Here is an 18557-nt window from a genome sequence, read left to right as displayed (position 1 = left end):
GGCCTGCGGTCCCGATCTTGCGCAATGTCGCTGGCGCGTCCGGCTGCATACAACCCGGTGGCGAACCAGGTGCAGGTGTTACAGCGTCGAGGCCACCACCGCGTCCCATGCGCCGTCGGCGGTGGCCGCGCGCAGTTGCTGCCAACCAGTTAAGCGAGCGGGTCGTCGAGCTGACCGCGGTCGCTGCGCTGGCCGGTGTCGCCGTGCCACAGCAGGCTGATCTGCACACTCATGCGTCGGACACGCCGGCTTCGGCAAAGGTGGCCATGCCGTTGTGCAAGGCGCAGGCGTGACGCAGCAGCGGAATCGCCACCGCTGCGCCGCTGGCCTCGCCCAGCCGCAGGTCCAGTTGTAGCAACGGCTCGGCATCCAGTGCGCGCAGCAAGGCGGCATGGCCGCGCTCCTGCGAGCGATGGCCGAACAACAGCCATTCGCGCACGCCGCCATTGAGATGGGTGGCGACCAGCGCCGCGGCGGTGCTGATGAAGCCATCCACCAGCACCGGAATCCCCGCCTGCGCAGCGGCGATATAGGCACCGACCAGGGCGGCGATCTCGAAACCGCCCAGCCGGCGCAACCGCTCCAACGGAGTCGCAGCATCGGCATGCAGGGCCAGCGCACGGGTGATCACGGTGGCCTTGTGGGCGATGCCCTCGGCATCCAGCCCGGTGCCGGCGCCGGCCATCGCCTGCGGAAACTGCGACAGCAACGCGCAGCCCAACGCCGCGGCCGAGGTGGTGTTGCCGATGCCCATTTCGCCGCCGACAAACAGCTGCGTGTCGCAACTCTTTGCCTGGGCGACGCTTTCGGCGCCCGCGGCCAACGCGTCGCGCAACTGGGTGGAACTCATCGCCGGCTGCTCGCAGATGTTGGCACTGGCCGGGGCGATCCAAGCACGCCGCACCCGCGGCAACTCGCCCGGGTCGTTGACCACGCCGAGATTGACCACTTCCAGGCGCGCACCGAGCTCGCGCGCCAGCACCGCAATGGCGGCGCCACCGCGGGCGAAATTGCGCACCATCTCGCCGGTGACCGCCTGCGGAAACGCAGACACGCCCTCGGCGGCGACGCCATGGTCGGCGGCATACACCGCGATCCAGACCCGCTGCACAGTGGGGTGCTCATTGCGCTGCCAGGCCGCCAGTTGCACTGCCAGCTGTTCCAGCCGGCCCAGCGCGCCGTGCGGCTTGGTCAGTTGCTCCTGCCGCGCCAGCGCAGCCGCGCGCACGCGCGCGTCCGGCACCGCACAGGCACCATGGATCCAATCGCTTGTCACACCGCCTCTCCCGTCAGAACCATCGGCAAACCTGCCATCACCAGCACCACACGCTCGCACTGTAGCGCCAATGCCTGGTGCAGCCGGCCTGTCGACAAATCGAGGCGTGAGTTCGCCCAGCGGCACGACGCCCTGCCCCGCTTCGTTGCGCGCTCACCCCACAGTGCGCATGCCCGGCGCAACAGCCGCGCTTACTGCGCGGCCTGATAACGCAACGTCAGCAGATAATTGCGCCCGGGCTGCGCGTACCAGCGTGCGGTTTCGTACTGGCGATCGAACACGTTGTTGGCGGTGAGCGAGACCTTCCAGTCCGCAGTCACGGCATAGCTCACGCGCAGATCCAGCAACCCGTAACCGGCCAGCTGCTCGGTGTTGGCCAGATCGTCGAAGCGCTTGCCGGACCCGAACAGGCTCGCGCCGACGCCGAATGCACCGAAGCTGCGGTCCGCATCGATGCGCCCGCTCTGCCGCGCGCGCCGCGGCAACCAGTTGCCGTTGTTGACCTCGCCATCGGCCTGCGGCTGCAGCCAGGTCAAGGCGCTGCGTACGGTCCAGCCGGCCAGCTCGGTGTCGTAGCCGGCTTCCACGCCGCGGATGCGCGCCTGATCGATATTGTTCGGCTGCCCGAACGGATGCGCCGCATCCACCAACGACGCGTCGTAGGCGATCAGATCGTCGATGCGGGTCTGGAACGCGCTCACCGTCCAGGTGCCCCAGTCGTAGCTGCCGCGCAGGCCGAGCTCGGCGCTCTTGGAAGTTTCCGGCCCCAGCAACGGATTGCCGAAATCGGGGTAATACAACTCGTTGAAGGTGGGTGCCTTGAATGCGGTGCCGTAGCTGGCGGTCAGGCGCAGATGCTCGGCAACATCCCAGCCCCACAGCAGGCTGCCGGTGGTCTTGCCGCCGAACTGGCTGTTGTCGTTGCGACGCAGGCTGGCCTGCAAGGACTGCGCACCGAAGCTCTGTTGCCACTGCGCGAATGCGGCGCGGTCGATGCGGCTGTCGGCATCGTAATTGTCGCTGCTGGCGATGGCGTCGCGCTGCCAGTCGAAGCCGACCGTGAGCAGGCCCGCGCCGGCAGCGATATCGGCCTGCAACGCGCCCTGCTTGCGGCGGGTGTCATAGGTGGACAGATACGCGCCGTCGTAATACGCATCGCTGAAGTCGGAACTGCTGCCGACGCTGGCGGTGAGCTTGACCGCATCGGTGGGCGCGTAACGCACACGGCCACCGACCGCCTGCTGCACGCCCTTGGACAGGTTGCCGCCGAAGGCCGAGCCGTCGTATTCGTTGCGGCTTTGCGCGCGCAAGGCATGCACGTCGGCATCCCACTGGCGATTGAAGCGCCAGCCACCCTGCACGCTCAGCGAATCGTTGCGGTAGCCATCGCGATCCGGGTCGTAGTCGCTGGAGCTGGTGTCCAGATACGCGTTGATGCCATCGGTTTCGTCATGCACCGCGTTGGCCGAATACCAGCCGCCGCTTTCGCTCAGATCGCCTTCACTGCGCCCGGCCAGGCCCGCGCTATAGCGGCGCGCATTGTCGCTGCCGGCCGCCGCGCTGAAGGTGGGTACGAAGCGGCCTTGCGGGCGCCGGGTAAAGATCTGGATCACCCCGCCCAGCGCCTCGGAACCGTACAGGCTGGAGAACGGACCACGCACGATTTCGATGCGCTCGATCTGCTCGATCGGCAGATCCTGCAACGCCGCCCCGCCCGAGGTAGCCGAGCCGATGCGCACGCCATCGATCAGCACCACCACCTGATCGGACTCGGTGCCGCGCAGGAACAGCGAGGTCGGCTTGCCCGGGCCGCCGTTGTTGGCCAGCGCCACCCCGGCTTCGCCACGCAGCAGGTCCTGCAGCGAATTCACCTGGCGACGCTCGATCTGCGCGCGGTCGATCACGGTGACCGGCGCCAGCGTCTGGTCCTGGGTCTGCGCAGTACGCGAGGCGGTGACCACGACCTGGTCGAGATCGAGGGCGGCCTCGGCATGGGCCAGGGTGGCCACGCACACCGACAGCCCCACGGCCAGCACCGCACGACGCGGCAAAACGGAAGAAACGGACATCGACTGCTGCTCCTGGAACCGCGCCTACCCGCGCGGGGGCAATGGGGGCGGCAGGCAGCAACGGGCCAGGCGTCCAACGCGGCAGCGCCAGACGATCAAGGCCACGCCCACCGCGTGCCGGTTCAATCCCTCAGGCCGGTCTCCGGGCTCGCGAGTGGAAGCCTGCGCCTCCGATGCCGCGCCTTCCCATGCGACTGCAAAGTGGCGTGTTGCGGCATCTGACCTCGCCCACCGTTGCGGGGGCAGCTCCGGCATTGCAGTTCGCCAAGGCGATCCGCGCACCGGATTCCCGTTTAAACCACCGGCAAACCGGCAGTCACCTCAGGGGCGCGCATGGTAGCAGGATTGGTCAGAGGCGCTTCCGAGGTCTGTGGCAGGCGGCCAAGCGCAACGCGTCGCCACGCACCGGGGGGACCAACCCCTTCTCCCACCGGGAGAAGGTGGCGCGCAGCGCCGGATGAGGGTACGGAGCGAAGCCTCATGCCATGGATGGAAGCAGCATGCCGGGACTACCGGCATGGCCGCATGCCTGCCACCGAGCGTCATCTCGCACATGCGAGTGGGCTTCGCCCCCGTACCCTCACCCCAAGCCCCGCTCCACGCCCCGGCCCGCGCTTGCGGCGCGGGCGCTCCAAGGCACGCGCGCCCATGGCGCGCCAGCTGTGCCTCCTCGCCCCGACGGGAGAGGGGCTTCGGGCAACTTCGTCATGACCGCGTTCAGCATTTTTCGAAGTCGCGGCAACTCGAAGTCGCGGCAACAACGTGCCGAGGCGGCAGCGGGGCCGGGGATTGGCGGAGAGCGGCACAGGGATGTGCCGCGACGGCGAGTCAGACAGGATGTCTGCCGAGCCGAAGAGCCGATCCCCGGCCGCGCTGACGCCCTGACCGAAGCCAGAGACAGACGGCGTACTTGGCGGTGCCTGGAGAACCCGTACCCTCACCCCCCCCCCGCTCCGCGCCCCGGCCCGCGCTTGCGGCGCGGGCGCTCCAAGGCACGCGCGCCCATGGCGCGCCAGCTGTGCCTCCTCGCCCCGACGGGAGAGGGGCTAACCGTCTTCCGCAGGAGAGGGGCTAGCTCGTCCCTTCCCGCACTCCTGCTCAGTTCACGGCTATCAAACCTCACGCCCCCTGCAGCGCCTGCTCCAGATCCGCCAACAGATCGTCGATGTGCTCGATGCCGATCGACAGCCGCACCGTGTCTTCGCTGACCCCGGCATGTTCCAGTTCGGCCGGGCCCAGCTGACGGTGCGTGGTCGATGCCGGATGCGTTGCCAGCGACTTCGCATCGCCGATGTTCACCAGCCGCGTGAACAACTGCAGCGCATCCAGAAAACGCGCGCCGGCCGCGCGCCCGCCGGGCAGGCCGAAGGTCAGCACGCCCGAGCCATGCCCGCCCAGATACTTCTGCGCCAACGCATGCTCCGGATGATCCGGCAGCGCGGCGTAATTGACCCAGGCGACCCGCGGGTGCTGCTGCAGATACGTCGCAGTCGCCAGCGTGTTGGCATTGATGCGCTCCATCCGCAACGGCAGCGTTTCGATGCCTTGCAGGATCAGGAATGCGTTGAACGGCGACAGCGCCGCGCCGGTATTGCGCAGCGGCACCACGCGCGCACGGCCGATGTACGCCGCCTCGCCCAGCGCTTCGGTGTAGACCACGCCGTGATAGCTCACGTCCGGCTCGTTGAGGCGTGGAAACCGCTGCTTGTGCGCCGCCCACGGGAAGCGCCCGCTGTCCACGATCGCCCCGCCGATGCTGTTGCCATGGCCGCCCAGATACTTGGTCAGCGAGTGCACCACGATGTCGGCGCCGAAGTCGATCGGCCGCAGCAGCGACGGCGTGGCCACGGTATTGTCCACGATCAGCGGCACGCCATGCGCATGCGCCACCGCGGCCACGGCCTCGATATCGGTGATGTTGCCGCGCGGATTGCCGATCGACTCGACGAATACCGCCTTGGTACGTTCATCGATCAAGCCGGCAAACGCCTGCGGATCGCGATAATCGGCAAAGCGCGTGCTGATGCCGAACTGCGGCAAGGTGTGCGCGAACAGATTGTAGGTGCCGCCATATAAAGCACTGGAAGAGACAATGTTGTCGCCGGCCTCGGCGATGGTCTGGATCGCATAGGTCACCGCGGCCTGCCCGGAGGCCAGCGCCAATGCACCGATGCCGCCTTCCAGCGCAGCCACGCGCTGCTCCAGCACGGCGTTGGTTGGGTTCATGATGCGGCTGTAGATATTGCCCTGCACCTTGAGGTCGAACAGGTCCGCGCCATGCTGGGTATCGTCGAAGGCGTAGGCGACGGTCTGGTAGATCGGCACCGCCACCGCCCGCGTGGTGGGATCGGGCTGGTAGCCGCCGTGCACGGCGATGGTTTCGGGCTTCCACTGCGGATCGGTCATGGCGCGGCTCGCTCGGACAGGAGTGCCGACCATAGCCGGCCCTGCACGCGTGTCTGCAAACCAGCGGTGATGACCTTATGCCGCCGCGTTGTGAGCACGGACGATACGCCGCATGCGCCATCCCCCTCATGCAAACGGGCACTGCCTGCGCAGTGCCCGTTGCTTGCTTCAACCGCTGCCAGCGATGCGGCGCACAACCGGCGCCGCGTCTCAGCCCTTGCCAAACACCAGCCGCCCACCCTCGGCACGCACGCGCACGGTGTCGCCGCCGAGGTACTGGCCGGACAGGATCTGCTGGGCCAGCGGGTTTTCCACCTGCGACTGGATCGCACGCTTGAGCGGGCGGGCTCCATACACCGGATCAAAACCGACATTGCCCAGCAATTCCAGCGCGGCATCGTCCAGGTCCAGCTTGAGGCCGCGCTCGGACAGGCGTTTTTCCAGCCCATGCAACTGGATGCGCGCGATCGACTTGATCTGCGCCTTGTCGAGCGGATGGAACACCACGATGTCGTCGAGCCGGTTGATGAACTCCGGGCGGAAATGCGCCTGCACCACGCCCATCACCGCTGCCTTCATCTGCGTATAGGCCTCGGCACTGCCGTCGCCGGACAGCTCCTGGATCTGGTGCGAGCCCAGGTTGGAGGTCATCACGATGACGGTGTTGCGGAAGTCCACCGTGCGGCCCTGGCCATCGGTCAGGCGGCCGTCGTCGAGCACCTGCAGCAGGATGTTGAAGACATCGGCATGCGCCTTTTCCACCTCGTCCAGCAGGATCAGCGAATACGGGCGCCGCCGCACCGCCTCGGTCAGATAGCCGCCTTCCTCATAGCCCACATAGCCTGGAGGCGCGCCGATCAACCGCGAGACCGAATGCTTCTCCATGAACTCGCTCATGTCGATGCGAATCATCGCCTCGGTGCTGTCGAACAGGAAATCCGCCAGCGCCTTGCACAACTCGGTCTTGCCCACGCCGGTCGGGCCCAGGAACAGGAACGAGCCGCTCGGACGATTGGGATCGGACAGGCCTGCACGCGAACGCCGCACCGCGTCGGAGACGACCTTGATCGCCTCGTTCTGGCCGACCACGCGCTGGTGCAGCTCGTCTTCCATGCGCAGCAGCTTGTCGCGTTCGCCCTCGAGCATCTTGTTGACCGGGATACCGGTCCAGCGCGACACCACCTCGGCAATTTCCTCGGCGGTCACGCGGTCCTGCACCAGCTTGAAGTCGTGATGTTCGACCTCGTTGGCCAGCGCCATCTGCTTTTCCAGCTGCGGCAGCACGCCGTACTGGATCTCGCTCATCTTGGCGTAGTCCTGGCGCCGTTGCGCGGCTTCCAGCTCCAGCTTGGCGTGCTCGATCTGCTCCTTGACCTTGGTGGTGCCCTGCAGCGCGGCCTTTTCCGACTTCCACAACTCGTTGAGGTCGTAGAACTCGCGCTCGAGCTTGTCGATGTCGGTTTCCAGATCGGCCAGGCGCTGACGCGAGGCGTCGTCCTTTTCCTTCTTCAGCATCTCGCGCTGGATCTTGAGCTGAATCAGGCGGCGCTCCAGGCGATCGAGTTCTTCCGGCTTGGAGTCGATCTCCATGCGGATGCGCGATGCCGCCTCGTCCATCAGATCGATCGCCTTGTCCGGCAGCTGACGATCGGTGATGTAGCGGTTGGACAAGGTGGCGGCGGCAACGATCGCCGGGTCGGTGATCTCCACGCCGTGATGCACCGCGTAGCGCTCCTTCAGCCCACGCAGGATCGCGATGGTGTCTTCCACCGTCGGCTCGCCCACGAACACCTTCTGGAAGCGCCGCTCCAGCGCCGCGTCCTTTTCGATGTACTTGCGGTATTCGTCCAGTGTGGTGGCGCCGATGCAATGCAGCTCGCCGCGCGCCAGCGCCGGCTTGAGCATGTTGCCGGCGTCCATCGCGCCATCGGCCTTGCCGGCGCCGACCATGGTGTGCAGCTCGTCGATGAACAGGATGATCTGGCCTTCGTTCTTGGACAGGTCGCTGAGCACCGCCTTTAGCCGCTCTTCGAACTCGCCGCGGAACTTGGCGCCAGCGATCAGCGCGCCCATGTCCAGAGACAGCACGCGCTTGCCGCGCAGGCCTTCGGGCACTTCGCCATTGATGATGCGTTGCGCTAGGCCCTCGACAATCGCGGTCTTGCCCACGCCGGGCTCGCCGATCAGCACCGGGTTGTTCTTGGTGCGCCGCTGCAACACCTGGATGGTGCGGCGGATTTCTTCGTCGCGGCCGATCACCGGATCGAGCTTGCCGCTCTCCGCACGTGCGGTCAGGTCGATGGTGTATTTTTCCAGCGCCTGGCGTTGTTCCTCGGCGTTTTCCGATTGCACGGTCTCGCCGCCGCGCAGCTTGTCGATGGCGGCTTCGATCTTCTTCTTGTCGCCGCCGGCCGCGCGCAAGGCCACGCCCAGCGGGCTGGCATCGTCGGCGGCGGCCAGCACGAACCACTCGCTGGCGATGAAGGCATCGCCATGTTGCTGGGCCAATTTGTCGGTCTGGTTGAGCAGGCGGTTGAGATCGTTGCCGATCGACAGGTTGCCTTCCTGCCCGGAGACCTTGGGCAGCGTGTCCAGCGCCTCGCCCAGCCGCTCGCGCAGCAGCGGCACGTTGACGCCGGCCTGTGACAGCAGCGGGCGCGTGCTGCCGCCACTCTGGTCGAGCAAGGCGGCGAGCACGTGCACCGGCTCGATGATGTTGTGGTCGCGGCCCACGGCCAGCGACTGCGCGTCGGCCAGCGCCTGCTGGAACCGCGAGGTGAGCTTGTCCATCCGCATGGGGATAATCCTCTGAACTGGTGGCCGGCGACGCCGACGATACCGTGCAGATGCGGCTGCCGTGCGGGGTTTCAAGGTTTGGCGGCTGCGCAGGTGCCGATGCGGTGCAGCAGGATCGGCTCACACGCGGTGGCGCCTGGGCTGGGCGGTGTGGGCTCGCCCACTGGCCTGGACCACCCCAGGCCGACGGACATGTCGTTAGACGATCCGCCGCAGCGGCAGCGACGCAGGCGCCGCGGCAGGATTCTCCGCAGCCGCTGGCGCCGGCACGTACGATGCCCCCAGCAGACGCGACAGCACCTGCGCCTGGATTGCCGCCAGGGCCGGCGCGCCGGGGGCACGCGGATGCGGCACCGGCACCGGCAGGTCCAGGCCGACCTGGCCATGCTCGATCAGCACGATGCGATCGGCCAGCGCACTCGCCTCGGCCACATCGTGGGTCACCAGCACCAGGGTGAAGCCGTACTGCCGCCACAACTGCACGATCAGCTGCTGCATCTCGATGCGCGTCAACGCATCCAGTGCGCCCAGCGGTTCGTCTAGCAACAGCAGCCGCGGCCGATGTACCAGTGCGCGCGCCAGGGCCACGCGCTGGCGTTGACCGCCGGACAGCGCCGCCGGCCACTCACCACCGCGTGCACCCAGCCCCACCGCATCCAGCGCCGCCTGTGCCTGCACACGCCCGGCACGCCCCAGGCCCAGCGCCACGTTGTCGATCACGCGCTTCCACGGCAGCAGCCGCGCGTCCTGGAACATCAGCCGCACTGCATCGCGCTGCGCTGCCAGCGCTGCATGACCGCTGTCGACGGTGCCGGTATCGGCTGCTTCCAGCCCGGCGATCACGCGCAGCAAGGTGCTCTTGCCGCAGCCGCTGCGCCCGACCACCGCCACGCAGGCGCCAGGCGCGATCTCAAGGTCGACGCCACGCAAGACCTCGCTGTCGCCGTAGCGCTTGCCGATGCCGCGCAGGCTCAGCGGCAGGCCGGTGTCGGCCGCGCTCACCGGCGCAGCTCCGCACGCTGTTGCTGCGCCGGATGCCAGCCCAGCCACCAGGCTTCCAGCCCGCGTGCGGCCAGATCGGCCAGCTTGCCGAGCAGCGCGTACAGCACGATGGCCACCACCACGATGTCGGTCTGCAGAAACTCGCGTGCGTTGGTGGCCAGATAGCCGATGCCGGAACTGGCGGAAATGGTTTCGGCCACGATCAGGGTCAGCCACATCAGGCCCAACGCAAAGCGCAAGCCGACCAGAATCGACGGCAATGCGCCGGGCAACAACACATCGACAAACAGCTGCGGGCCGCGCAAGCCGTAATTGCGCGCCATCTCGATCAAGGCCGGGTCCACGCTGCGGATGCCATGGTAGGTATTGAGATAGATCGGGAAGAATGTGCCCAGCGCCACCAGGAACAGCTTGGCGCCCTCGTCGATCCCGAACCACAGGATCACCAGCGGAATCAGCGCCAGATGCGGCACGTTGCGCAGCATCTGCAAGGTGCTGTCGAGCAGGCGTTCGGCCATACGCGACACGCCGGTGAGCAGGCCCAGCGCAAACCCGATGCTACCGCCGATGGCCAGGCCCACCGCCGCACGCCAGCTGCTGATCGCCAGGTGTTGCCACAACTCGCCGGTTTGCACCAACGTCACTGCGGCACGCAATACCGCATCCGGTGCGGGCAGGATGCGCTGCGGCAACCAGCCGCCGGAGGCTGCGACCTGCCAGGCCACCAGCAAGGCCAGCGGCACTAGCCAGGGCACCAGCACGTTGCCTAATCGCTGCGAGCAGCGACTCATCGCGCAGCCTTGTTGGTTGGGCGATGCAGCGAAACAACGGCGTGCGCCTGCCCGCTCACGGGTGCTGAGCACGCGTTCTGGCCTGCGCATGCGCTACTGCTTGCGGGTGTAGTACTGCTGGCGTGCATCACTTGCCCACCGCCTGCTTGCCTGCCGCTGGCACCGCGGCAACCGCGGGCGCACGCCACACCGCCGGCGCCACCAGCACGCGTTTGGGCAGCAGGCGCTGCGCGTAGAACAGATCGGCAGTGGCCTGCTGCGCCTTGATGACCTCGGCGCTGAGCGGTTGCACGCTGGCTGGCGGGCGATGCGTCAGCGTGCGCTCGACCACCGCAGGCGACAGCCCGCTGACCTGCGCCAGCACCTTGATGCTGCCGGCGCGGTCGCGCTCCAGCAAGCCATCGGCCTGGTTGAGCTGCAGCATCACCTGCTGCACGAACGGACCCCACGCGGTGGCGTAGCGCCGCGAAGACAGAAAAAACCCGCCGGTCAATCCCAGCCCTTCGCCATTGGCCAGCAGGCGTGCGCTGCCATCCAGCGTCAATGCCGAATACCACGGGTCCCAGATCGCCCAGGCATCCACCTGCCCGGCCGCGAATGCCGCACGTGCGTTGGCCGGCGACAGATACAACGGCGTGATGTCGCGCATGCTCAGGCCGGACTTGGCCAACAACCGCAGCAGCAGGTTGTGCGCGCTGGAACCCTTCTGGAAGGCCACCCGCTTGCCCTTGAGGTCGGCCACGCGCCGCAGCGTGCTCTTGGCCGGCACCAGAATGGTCTCGGCCTTGGGCGTGGGCGGCACCCAGCCCACGTACAGCAGATCGGCACCGGCGGCCTGCGCGAACAATGGCGGAATATCGCCCGCACCGCCCAGGTCGATGCTGCCCACGTTCAAGGCTTCCAGCAGCTGCGGGCCGGCCGGAAACTCGACCCAGCTGATTCTGGTGCGCGGGAAGCGCTGCTCCAGCAACCGATGCTGCTTGGCCAGCACCAGGCTGGACACCGCTTTCTGATAGCCGATACGCAGCTGCGCCGGCTCGGCCGCCGCTGCGGGTTGCAGCCATGCGAGGCCGGACAACAGCAACGCAGCAATCAAAAAGCGGTAGCGCATCGGAGCGTTCCTCATTGCCAATCGGTGGACGGTTTTTCCCAGAGGTTGACGCCACCCTCGACCGCAAAGCGGTCGATCTCGGCCAACTCGTCCGCACTGAACGCGGGCGTCTGCAAGGCCGCGACGTTTTCGATCAACTGCTCCGGGCGGCTGGCGCCCAGCAATGCCGAGCTCACCCGCGGGTCGCGCAATACCCAGGCCAGGGCCAGCTGCGCCAGGCTCTGCCCACGCCGCTGCGCGATCGCATCCAGCCCGCGTGCGCGCTGCAGGTTGGCCTCGGCCAGATGTTCCGGCCGCAGCGAGTCGCCACCGGGACGATTCACGCGCGCATCGCTGGGTACGCCATTGAGGTACTTGCCGGTCAACAGGCCCTGCGCCAGTGGCGTGAATGCAATCACCCCGGCGCCGACCTCGTCGGTCGCATCGAACAGCTCATGCTCGGCCCAGCGATTGAACAGGTTATAGGCCGGCTGGTGGATCAGCAGCGGCACCTTCCACTCGCGCAGCAACCCGGCGATCTCCCGCGTGCGCGCCGCCGAATACGACGACACCCCCACGTACAGCGCCTTGCCCTGCTGCACCGCACTGGCCAATGCGCCGGCGGTCTCTTCCAGCGGCGTGTCCGCATCGAAGCGGTGCGAGTAGAAGATGTCCACGTAGTCCACGCCCAGCCGCTGCAGGCTCTGATCCAGGCTGGACAGCAGGTATTTGCGCGAACTGCCGCCCTGCCCGTACGGACCCGGCCACATGTCCCAGCCGGCCTTGGTGGAGAGGATCAATTCATCGCGATACGGCTTGAAGTCTTCACGCAGCAGGCGGCCGAAGTTGATTTCCGCGCTGCCATACGGCGGGCCGTAGTTGTTGGCCAGATCGAAATGGGTGATGCCCAGGTCGAAGGCGGTCCGCAGCAATGCGCGCTGCGTGTCGATCGGTGTGCTGTCGCCGAAGTTGTGCCACAGGCCCAGCGACAGCGCAGGCAGGACAAGGCCGCTGCGGCCGACACGGCGGTAGGCGATACGGTCGTAACGATCGGGATGTGCGAGATAGGTCATCAGGGTATCCGGTGAGTCAGCGTGTGCTGAAGCGATTGACGGGGCGTGCCAGCCCCAGATGATCGCGCAGGGTGCGCCCTGCATATTCACGCCGGAACAGTCCACGCCGCTGCAGCTCGGGCACCACGTGCGTGGCCACATCGGCCAGGCCGCCGGGCAGATGCGGCACCAGCACGTTGAAACCGTCCGCGGCCCCGCCTTCGAACCAGGCCTGCAGCTCGTCGGCAATCTGTGTCGGCGTGCCGATCAGGCTGTAGTGCCCGCGTCCGCCTGCGATGCGCCGACCGAGCTGGGCAATGCTCAGCTGCTCCTGTCCGGCCAGCTCGGTGAACAACTGCTGGCGGCTGCGCTGGCCGGTTTCGGTGAGCGGCAATTCCGGCAACGGGCCATCGGGCGGATAGCCGGACAGGTCGAAGTTGCCCAGCATGCGCGACAGCAGCGCGATGCCGACCTCCGGCTCCACCAGCTGCTGGAACTGCGCGAACTTGTCCTGCGCCTCGGCCTGGCTCTGCCCGACCACGATGAACACCCCCGGCATCACCTTCAACGCATCGCGCGCGCGCCCGAACTGCTCCAGCCGCCCCTTGATGTCGGCATAGAACGCCTGCGCCTTGGCCAGCGACGACTGCGCGGTGAACACCACCTCGGCGGTTTCCGCAGCCAGCGCGCGCCCGGGCTCGGACGAGCCGGCCTGCACCAGCACCGGATGCCCCTGCGGCGCACGCGCGATGTTGAGCGGGCCGCGGACCTGGAAGTGCGCGCCGCGATGATCCAGTACATGCAGTCGCGCCGGATCGTAGTGCACGCCCGCCGCGGTGTCGGCGATGAAGGCATCGTCGTCCCAGCTGTCCCACAGGCCCGCGACCACCTGCTGGAATTCGCGCGCCCGCGCATAACGCTCGGCATGCACGTAATGCGCGTCGCGGTTGAAGTTCAATGCTTCGTCGGCGGCATCGGACGTGACCAGATTCCAGCCGGCACGCCCACCGGACAGATGATCCAGCGAGGCGAACTTGCGCGCCACGTGATACGGCTCGTTGTAGCTGGTGGTCATGGTGGCGATCAGGCCGATGCGCTCGCTCACCACCGCCAACGCGCTCAGCAGCGTGAGCGGCTCGAACAGGCTGGAACGCGCCATCCGCGACGCCACCGGCCCACCAGCTGCAGCCAGGCTGTCGGCGACGAACACCGTATCGAACTTGGCGGCTTCGGCGATGCGCACCATCTCGCGATAATGGTCGAACACCAGCGGGTCGGCACTGGCCTGCGGGTGCCGCCACGCGGCCACGTGATGGCCGGTGGCCATCAGGAACGCACCGAGCGAGAGCTGCCGTGCAGCGCTCATCGCAGCCCACCGTGCGGTGCGCCTGCATTGCTCGAATCAGTATCAACAAACATCACGGACATCGTCAAAAATCCTTGTGCAGTTGCAGCCCGACATAGCGCTGGTCGTCGCGCGGCACCAGCCGGAACACGTTGCCGGTGGCATTGGCCAGCAACGGGGCGTATGAGCGGTCGCCGAGATTGCGGCCAAGCACCGCCACGCGCCAACCATGCACATCGTCGGCCAGTGCGATGCTGGCATTCCAGATCGCGTACGGTCCCTGGATGGTCTGCGGGGTCTGGCTGAGGTCGTACTGCACGCTGTCCTGCCAGCTCACGTCTCCGTTGAATTCCAGTGCCAGGCTGCCGCGCAGCGGCACCCGGTAACCGGCGCGCAGATTGCCCTTCCAGTCCGGCGAAAACGGCAACGGCCGGCCATCGACATTGCAGTTGGCCGCCGCTGCGGTGGGGCAGGCAAACCGCTGGATGCGCGCCTGCGTGTAGGCCAGCGAGGCGGCCAGGCTGAGCCGCTCGGTGGGCCGGTAGTCCAGATCCAGTTCCAGGCCCTGCGTGCGCACCTGCCCGGCGTTGATCAGGCGCGTCACCACCTGCCCGGCCACGGTGTCGAAGAAGTTGGCCTGGTAGTTGGCGTAGTCGGTATGGAACAGCGCCACGTTCGCACTGAGGCGATCGTCCAGGGCGCGCGCCTTCAGGCCCAGCTCCCAGGCATTGGAGGTCTCCGGTTTCAGCGCCGGCGTATCGCGCGGCTGCATGTTGAAGAACACGTTGTAGGCCGGGCCCTTGTAGCCGCGCGAATAGGTGATGTAACCGGTGGTCCGCGCATCAAAGTCGTATTGCAGGCCGGTGCGGCCGGACACGCCGTTTTCTGCGGTGCTGCCGCTGCTTGCGGTGGACGGCTGGATGCCGGTGACTGCGGTTGCCGAGCTGGACAGGCGCTGATGCCGGTAGTCGAGCGTGTCGCGGGTGAAGCGTGCGCCCAATAGCGCACGCAGATCCGGGCGCCAATGCCAGGTGGCCTCGCCGAAGGCGGCATAGGTTTCCGCGCGGGTGGCGTAATCGGCCACGCCCACGTTGCTGGCGGTCGGCGTCGTCACCGTGCGGCGGTAGGTTTCGTCGTTGCGCGCATGCAGGTAATACAGCCCGGCGACCGCCTCCACCGCACGGTCGCGCGGGGTCTGGATGCGCACTTCCTGCGAATACTGCGTGTAGCCCAGGTCGCCACGGTCGTGCAAGGACGGAAACGCCGCGCTGCGTTGCGCGGTGCGATCGCCATCCTGGAACTGGGTGTTGTCCCATTGCCGCCACGCGCTGATCGAGGTCAGCAGCGCATCGCCGAGCTGCTGGTCCAGCTGCAGCGAGGCGCCCTTGTTGATGTCGTCCAGATACGTGCGGTAATCGCTGTTGATCTGGCGGTTGTCGTCCCTGGCGACGACCGGTGCCAGCGCCGCGGCGAAGTCCGCACGCGTGCTGTCCACCACCACACCGCTGGGCGCGTCACTGTGCGATTGCAGGTAGTCGGCGAGCAGCGTCGCGTTCAAGTCCGGGTTCGGGCTCAGGTCCAGCCGCAAGCGCGCGCCGGCGCGCCGGTAGCCATTGACGGTCTGGCCGTCGGCCACGTTGCGCACGTTGCCGCCGTATTCGGCCCACAATGCCGACACGCTGGCCTTGAGCAGCTCCGGCACCAGCGTGCCGCCGACGCTGGCACGCACGCGGTCTTCTTCGCCGCCACCGAAGTGCGAGTAATCCACATAGCCGCCGAACAGCTCCGGCGCCGGGTTGCTGACGATATTGAGCACGCCGGCGGAGGCATTCTTGCCGAACAAGGTGCCCTGCGGCCCGCGCAGGACTTCGATGCGTTCGACATCGAGCAGGTCCAGCGTGGCCTGGCCCGGACGCCCCAGCACCACGCCGTCGATCACCGTCGCCACGCTGGGCTCGACGCCTGGCGAGGTGGAGATGGTGCCCACGCCACGCAGGAACAACGAGGTGTCCTTGTTGGAGGCACCGTTGCGAAAGCTCAGGCTGGGCACCAGCGCCGGCAGGTCGGCCACGCTGTTGCGGTTTTCGCGCTTCAGCGTCTCGCCCTGCACCACCGATACCGCCACCGGCACCTGCTGCAAGGTGGTTTCGCGGCGCGTGGCGGTCACGGTGACCGCGCCCAGGGTTTGCGCGGCGTGCTCCGGCGTCGCAGCAGCCTCGCCCATTTCATCGGCCAGCACCGGCGCACATGCCCACACCAGACTCCACGCCAGCACCTGCGGCCTGGCCAACCATCTCGAAGCAGCGAGGATCCTTGCAGGGGTCCGGTGTCGCGCAGGCATGTACGTCCTTTCGTGGCGTCGGCTGTCGTGCAGCAGCGTGGGGAGATTTTTTGCGAATTGGCCAGCGCCGTGCATGCACGGCGACCCGGCCGCAGCGCAGGCCGACACGGCGCTGCAATGCAGTAGCGCATGCTGTTTGCAGCGGCCGCGAGCGTCAAATAACCAATGTTTAGGTGGTTATTCACTCACGCGCCGCCGCGTGTCGACCACCCGTGCCCAGCGCTCGCCAAGATCTTCGCTGCACGACACCAGGCCAATGGCGATAATGGGCCCATGGATGCACCCAAGCCCTGGCACCTCTATCTGCTGCTGTGTCGCAACGGCAGCTATTACGCCGGCATCACCAACGATCTGGAGCGGCGCTTCCAGGCGCATCAGCGCGGCACCGGCGCGCGCTATACCCGCGCAAACCCGCCGCTGGAGCTGCTTGCCAGCCATCCGTATGCGGACCGCGCCGCCGCCTCGCGCGCAGAGTGGCAGCTCAAGCAGCAACCGCGCGCGCGCAAGCTGGCCTGGCTGCTGGCGCAGCCGCACGACGGCACCGGGTCACAGCCCGCTGACGCTTCGATCACGCCCGCCTAGCCGCGCGGTTTCTACGCTGTAGCGCCATCGATCGCGGAGCAGCGCATGCACTATCAGCTCTATTACTGGACCGGCCTGCAAGGCCGTGGCGAATTCGTCCGGCTCGCACTGGAAGACGCCGGCGCCGACTACACCGACGTGGCGCGTGTCGAAGGCGATGAGGTGATGAATGCCTTTCTGGAAGGACACCAGGCCGGCGCGCAGCCGTTCGCGCCGCCCTTCCTCAAGGCCGGCGATACGGTGGTTGCGCAGGTGGCGGCGATCCTGCATGTCATCGGACCGCAACTGCAGCTGGTGCCGGATTCTGACGCACAGCGCATCCAGGCATTGCAGTTGCAGCTGACCATCGCCGACCTGGTGGCCGAGGTGCACGACAGCCATCATCCGATCGCCACCGGCCTGTATTACGAAGACCAGAAAGCCGAGGCAGCCAAGCGCGCCAAGGATCTACGCGACAACCGCCTGCCCAAGTTCCTGGGCTACTTCGAGCAGGTGCTGCAACAGGCCGGCGGCACGCATGTGCTTGGCATGCATTCCTATGTGGATCTGTCATTGTTCCAGCTGATCAGCGGGCTGGAATACATGTTCCCCAAGCGCATGAAGACACTGTCAGCCGCTCTTCCCGGCCTGAAGGCCTTGCAGGAGCGCGTGGCCGCCCGCCCGCGCATCGCGGCCTATCTCGCCTCCGAACGACGCGTGGCGTTCAATACCAACGGCATCTTCCGCCACTATCCGGAGCTGGATGCGGCGTAAGCGATGGCGGCGTGTGATGCACCGCGTGCCGCCGAAGTTGCGTTGTTTCCCTGCTGGGCTGGCGCACGACGCTGCATCCATGCATGCAAGGCCGCATTCGGGCGGCCTTCTCCTCACGTCATCACACGCTGCGTCAACGTCCCTGCAGCAACGCCGCCCGGATCCGCTGCAACTGCGCCTTCACTGCAGCCGCTTGCGCAGGCCCCAACCGCAGCAGCGCCTTTTGACCGACCGACAGCGACTCCAACGCGGGATCGACAAAACGATAACGGCCACGCTCGTCGCGCTGCACCTTGATCGGCTGTACCCGATCGGGCGTGCGCAGCAGATGATCGATCACGTCGATCACGCGGTCGTTGAAGTAGCGGTCTGGCGCACCAAGATCGGCATAGGCCTGCTGGAACAGCGGATAGAAACGCACATAACTGCGCACCAGCGCCTGCGCATCCACCTGGGTGAACGCCGCCACATAAGGCGCATACCGGGCCGCATTGGCCTGATCGATCACCACACTGCCGCTGGCATCGGACACTGCCAACTCGCCCGTCACCGGCTGCAGCACCGAGGCGCGACGGCTGATGCTGGGCTGGGTGAGATTGTCGATCATCACCACCACGCGTTCGATCAGGTGCTTGCGCAGCACGATCGACAAGGCGCCATCGTCCTGCACCAGTTCCAGCAAGGCCTGCCACGCAGCGGCATCGCTCTGTGCCAGCGCAGGAATCGCGGCGTCGGCGGCATCGGCCGAGGGCTGCTGCACCGGATGGCGCGGCCCGGCCGGTGCCGGCGGCGCGGGGGTCACCGCCGCTGCCACGGCGCTGGCGGTCTGGCTGATCGGCGCAGGCAACGTGCCCGGCGCCGTGGGTGACCCGCTGAATAGCCACCAGGCGGCGCCAGCCACCACCGGCACCGCCAGCAGCCACGGCCAACGCGAAGACTTGGATTGCATCGTGGAACTCCTTACATCGACGACATCCATGGTGTGACAACCAGATATCGCGGTGGTTCCATCGATGTGCGGCGATGACGCGATCAAGAAGACCATGTGCATCGC

At 67.1% G+C, this 18557-nt stretch carries 13 protein-coding genes, 2 pseudogenes and 1 riboswitch; of the genes and pseudogenes, 2 read left to right on the top strand and 13 right to left on the bottom strand.

The features are described from left to right. Positions 1-31: 31 nt before the first annotated feature. From DYQ94_RS04585 to DYQ94_RS04530, 12 genes and pseudogenes are all read right to left on the bottom strand, one after another. Positions 32-233 (bottom strand): annotated as a pseudogene (locus DYQ94_RS04585) (histidine phosphatase family protein); the annotation flags it as partial. After that, positions 230-1276 (bottom strand): nicotinate-nucleotide--dimethylbenzimidazole phosphoribosyltransferase, encoded by a 1047-nt coding sequence (cobT, locus tag DYQ94_RS04580; RefSeq protein WP_024940845.1) that lies wholly within the window; start codon positions 1274-1276, stop codon positions 230-232. The gene cobT and the pseudogene DYQ94_RS04585, both read right to left, overlap by 4 nt. Next, a pseudogene (locus DYQ94_RS04575) lies at positions 1273-1423 on the bottom strand (bifunctional adenosylcobinamide kinase/adenosylcobinamide-phosphate guanylyltransferase); the annotation flags it as partial. The pseudogene DYQ94_RS04575 and the gene cobT, both read right to left, overlap by 4 nt. A 44-nt stretch (positions 1424-1467) precedes the next feature. After that, the gene (gene btuB / locus DYQ94_RS04570; RefSeq protein WP_126966272.1) at positions 1468-3345 is read right to left on the bottom strand and encodes a TonB-dependent vitamin B12 receptor; all 1878 of its coding nucleotides are present in this window, start codon (positions 3343-3345) and stop codon (positions 1468-1470) included. A 116-nt stretch (positions 3346-3461) separates the two neighbouring features. Further along, positions 3462-3684, bottom strand: a riboswitch (cobalamin riboswitch). 780 nt (positions 3685-4464) lie between these two features. Then, on the bottom strand, positions 4465-5751 hold the full coding sequence (locus DYQ94_RS04565; RefSeq protein ID WP_104568089.1) for an O-acetylhomoserine aminocarboxypropyltransferase/cysteine synthase family protein: 1287 nt from the start codon (positions 5749-5751) through the stop codon (positions 4465-4467). A gap of 210 nt (positions 5752-5961) precedes the next feature. Further along, entirely contained in the window at positions 5962-8547 is a 2586-nt protein-coding gene (gene clpB, locus DYQ94_RS04560; protein ID WP_024940653.1) for an ATP-dependent chaperone ClpB, read from the bottom strand. Between the two features lie 198 nt (positions 8548-8745). Beyond that, entirely contained in the window at positions 8746-9549 is an 804-nt protein-coding gene (locus tag DYQ94_RS04555; RefSeq protein ID WP_160955276.1) for an ATP-binding cassette domain-containing protein, read from the bottom strand. Beyond that, positions 9546-10340 carry an aliphatic sulfonate ABC transporter permease SsuC gene (gene ssuC, locus DYQ94_RS04550; protein WP_126966275.1) on the bottom strand — a complete coding sequence of 265 codons (795 nt, stop codon included), beginning with the start codon at positions 10338-10340 and terminating at the stop codon, positions 9546-9548. The genes DYQ94_RS04555 and ssuC overlap by 4 nt, the downstream gene beginning before the upstream one ends. Positions 10341-10467: 127 nt before the next feature. After that, positions 10468-11451, bottom strand: coding sequence for an aliphatic sulfonate ABC transporter substrate-binding protein (locus tag DYQ94_RS04545; RefSeq protein WP_184429073.1), 984 nt, complete (start codon positions 11449-11451; stop codon positions 10468-10470). 11 nt (positions 11452-11462) lie between these two features. Next, positions 11463-12503 (bottom strand): L-glyceraldehyde 3-phosphate reductase, encoded by a 1041-nt coding sequence (mgrA, locus tag DYQ94_RS04540; protein WP_160955274.1) that lies wholly within the window; start codon positions 12501-12503, stop codon positions 11463-11465. A 16-nt stretch (positions 12504-12519) separates the two neighbouring features. Beyond that, a complete protein-coding gene (locus tag DYQ94_RS04535; protein WP_160955273.1) occupies positions 12520-13848 on the bottom strand; it encodes an LLM class flavin-dependent oxidoreductase in 1329 nt (442 codons plus the stop codon). 64 nt (positions 13849-13912) lie between these two features. Further along, the gene (locus DYQ94_RS04530; protein WP_160955277.1) at positions 13913-16051 is read right to left on the bottom strand and encodes a TonB-dependent receptor; all 2139 of its coding nucleotides are present in this window, start codon (positions 16049-16051) and stop codon (positions 13913-13915) included. A gap of 390 nt (positions 16052-16441) precedes the next feature. Between DYQ94_RS04530 and DYQ94_RS04525 the strand changes: the two genes are divergently transcribed. Together DYQ94_RS04525 and DYQ94_RS04520 are read left to right on the top strand one after the other, a co-directional pair. After that, on the top strand, positions 16442-16750 hold the full coding sequence (locus DYQ94_RS04525; RefSeq protein WP_039525859.1) for a GIY-YIG nuclease family protein: 309 nt from the start codon (positions 16442-16444) through the stop codon (positions 16748-16750). Between the two features lie 45 nt (positions 16751-16795). After that, a complete protein-coding gene (locus DYQ94_RS04520) occupies positions 16796-17503 on the top strand; it encodes a glutathione S-transferase (protein ID WP_160955272.1) in 708 nt (235 codons plus the stop codon). Between the two features lie 133 nt (positions 17504-17636). Here the strand turns inward: DYQ94_RS04520 and DYQ94_RS04515 are convergent, their stop codons facing one another. Further along, positions 17637-18452 (bottom strand): DUF3014 domain-containing protein, encoded by an 816-nt coding sequence (locus DYQ94_RS04515; RefSeq protein WP_160955271.1) that lies wholly within the window; start codon positions 18450-18452, stop codon positions 17637-17639. Positions 18453-18557: the final 105 nt, after the last annotated feature.

The sequence above is a fragment of the Xanthomonas sp. LMG 8993 genome (assembly GCF_009835065.2).
Lineage (GTDB): Bacteria > Pseudomonadota > Gammaproteobacteria > Xanthomonadales > Xanthomonadaceae > Xanthomonas > Xanthomonas arboricola.
This window is presented reverse-complemented; position numbering and strand designations above follow the sequence as displayed.

Bases quoted from the DNA above. Each gene is read 5' to 3' on its own strand.
- btuB (WP_126966272.1), bottom strand. From the start codon at position 3,345: ATGTCCGTTTCTTCCGTTTTGCCGCGTCGTGCGGTGCTGGCCGTGGGG.
- DYQ94_RS04565 (WP_104568089.1), bottom strand. From the start codon at position 5,751: ATGACCGATCCGCAGTGGAAGCCCGAAACCATCGCCGTGCACGGCGGC.
- clpB (WP_024940653.1), bottom strand. From the start codon at position 8,547: ATGCGGATGGACAAGCTCACCTCGCGGTTCCAGCAGGCGCTGGCCGAC.
- ssuC (WP_126966275.1), bottom strand. From the start codon at position 10,340: ATGAGTCGCTGCTCGCAGCGATTAGGCAACGTGCTGGTGCCCTGGCTA.
- DYQ94_RS04545 (WP_184429073.1), bottom strand. From the start codon at position 11,451: ATGCGCTACCGCTTTTTGATTGCTGCGTTGCTGTTGTCCGGCCTCGCA.
- mgrA (WP_160955274.1), bottom strand. From the start codon at position 12,503: ATGACCTATCTCGCACATCCCGATCGTTACGACCGTATCGCCTACCGC.
- DYQ94_RS04535 (WP_160955273.1), bottom strand. From the start codon at position 13,848: ATGAGCGCTGCACGGCAGCTCTCGCTCGGTGCGTTCCTGATGGCCACC.
- DYQ94_RS04530 (WP_160955277.1), bottom strand. From the start codon at position 16,051: ATGGGCGAGGCTGCTGCGACGCCGGAGCACGCCGCGCAAACCCTGGGC.
- DYQ94_RS04525 (WP_039525859.1), top strand. From the start codon at position 16,442: ATGGATGCACCCAAGCCCTGGCACCTCTATCTGCTGCTGTGTCGCAAC.
- DYQ94_RS04520 (WP_160955272.1), top strand. From the start codon at position 16,796: ATGCACTATCAGCTCTATTACTGGACCGGCCTGCAAGGCCGTGGCGAA.
- DYQ94_RS04515 (WP_160955271.1), bottom strand. From the start codon at position 18,452: ATGCAATCCAAGTCTTCGCGTTGGCCGTGGCTGCTGGCGGTGCCGGTG.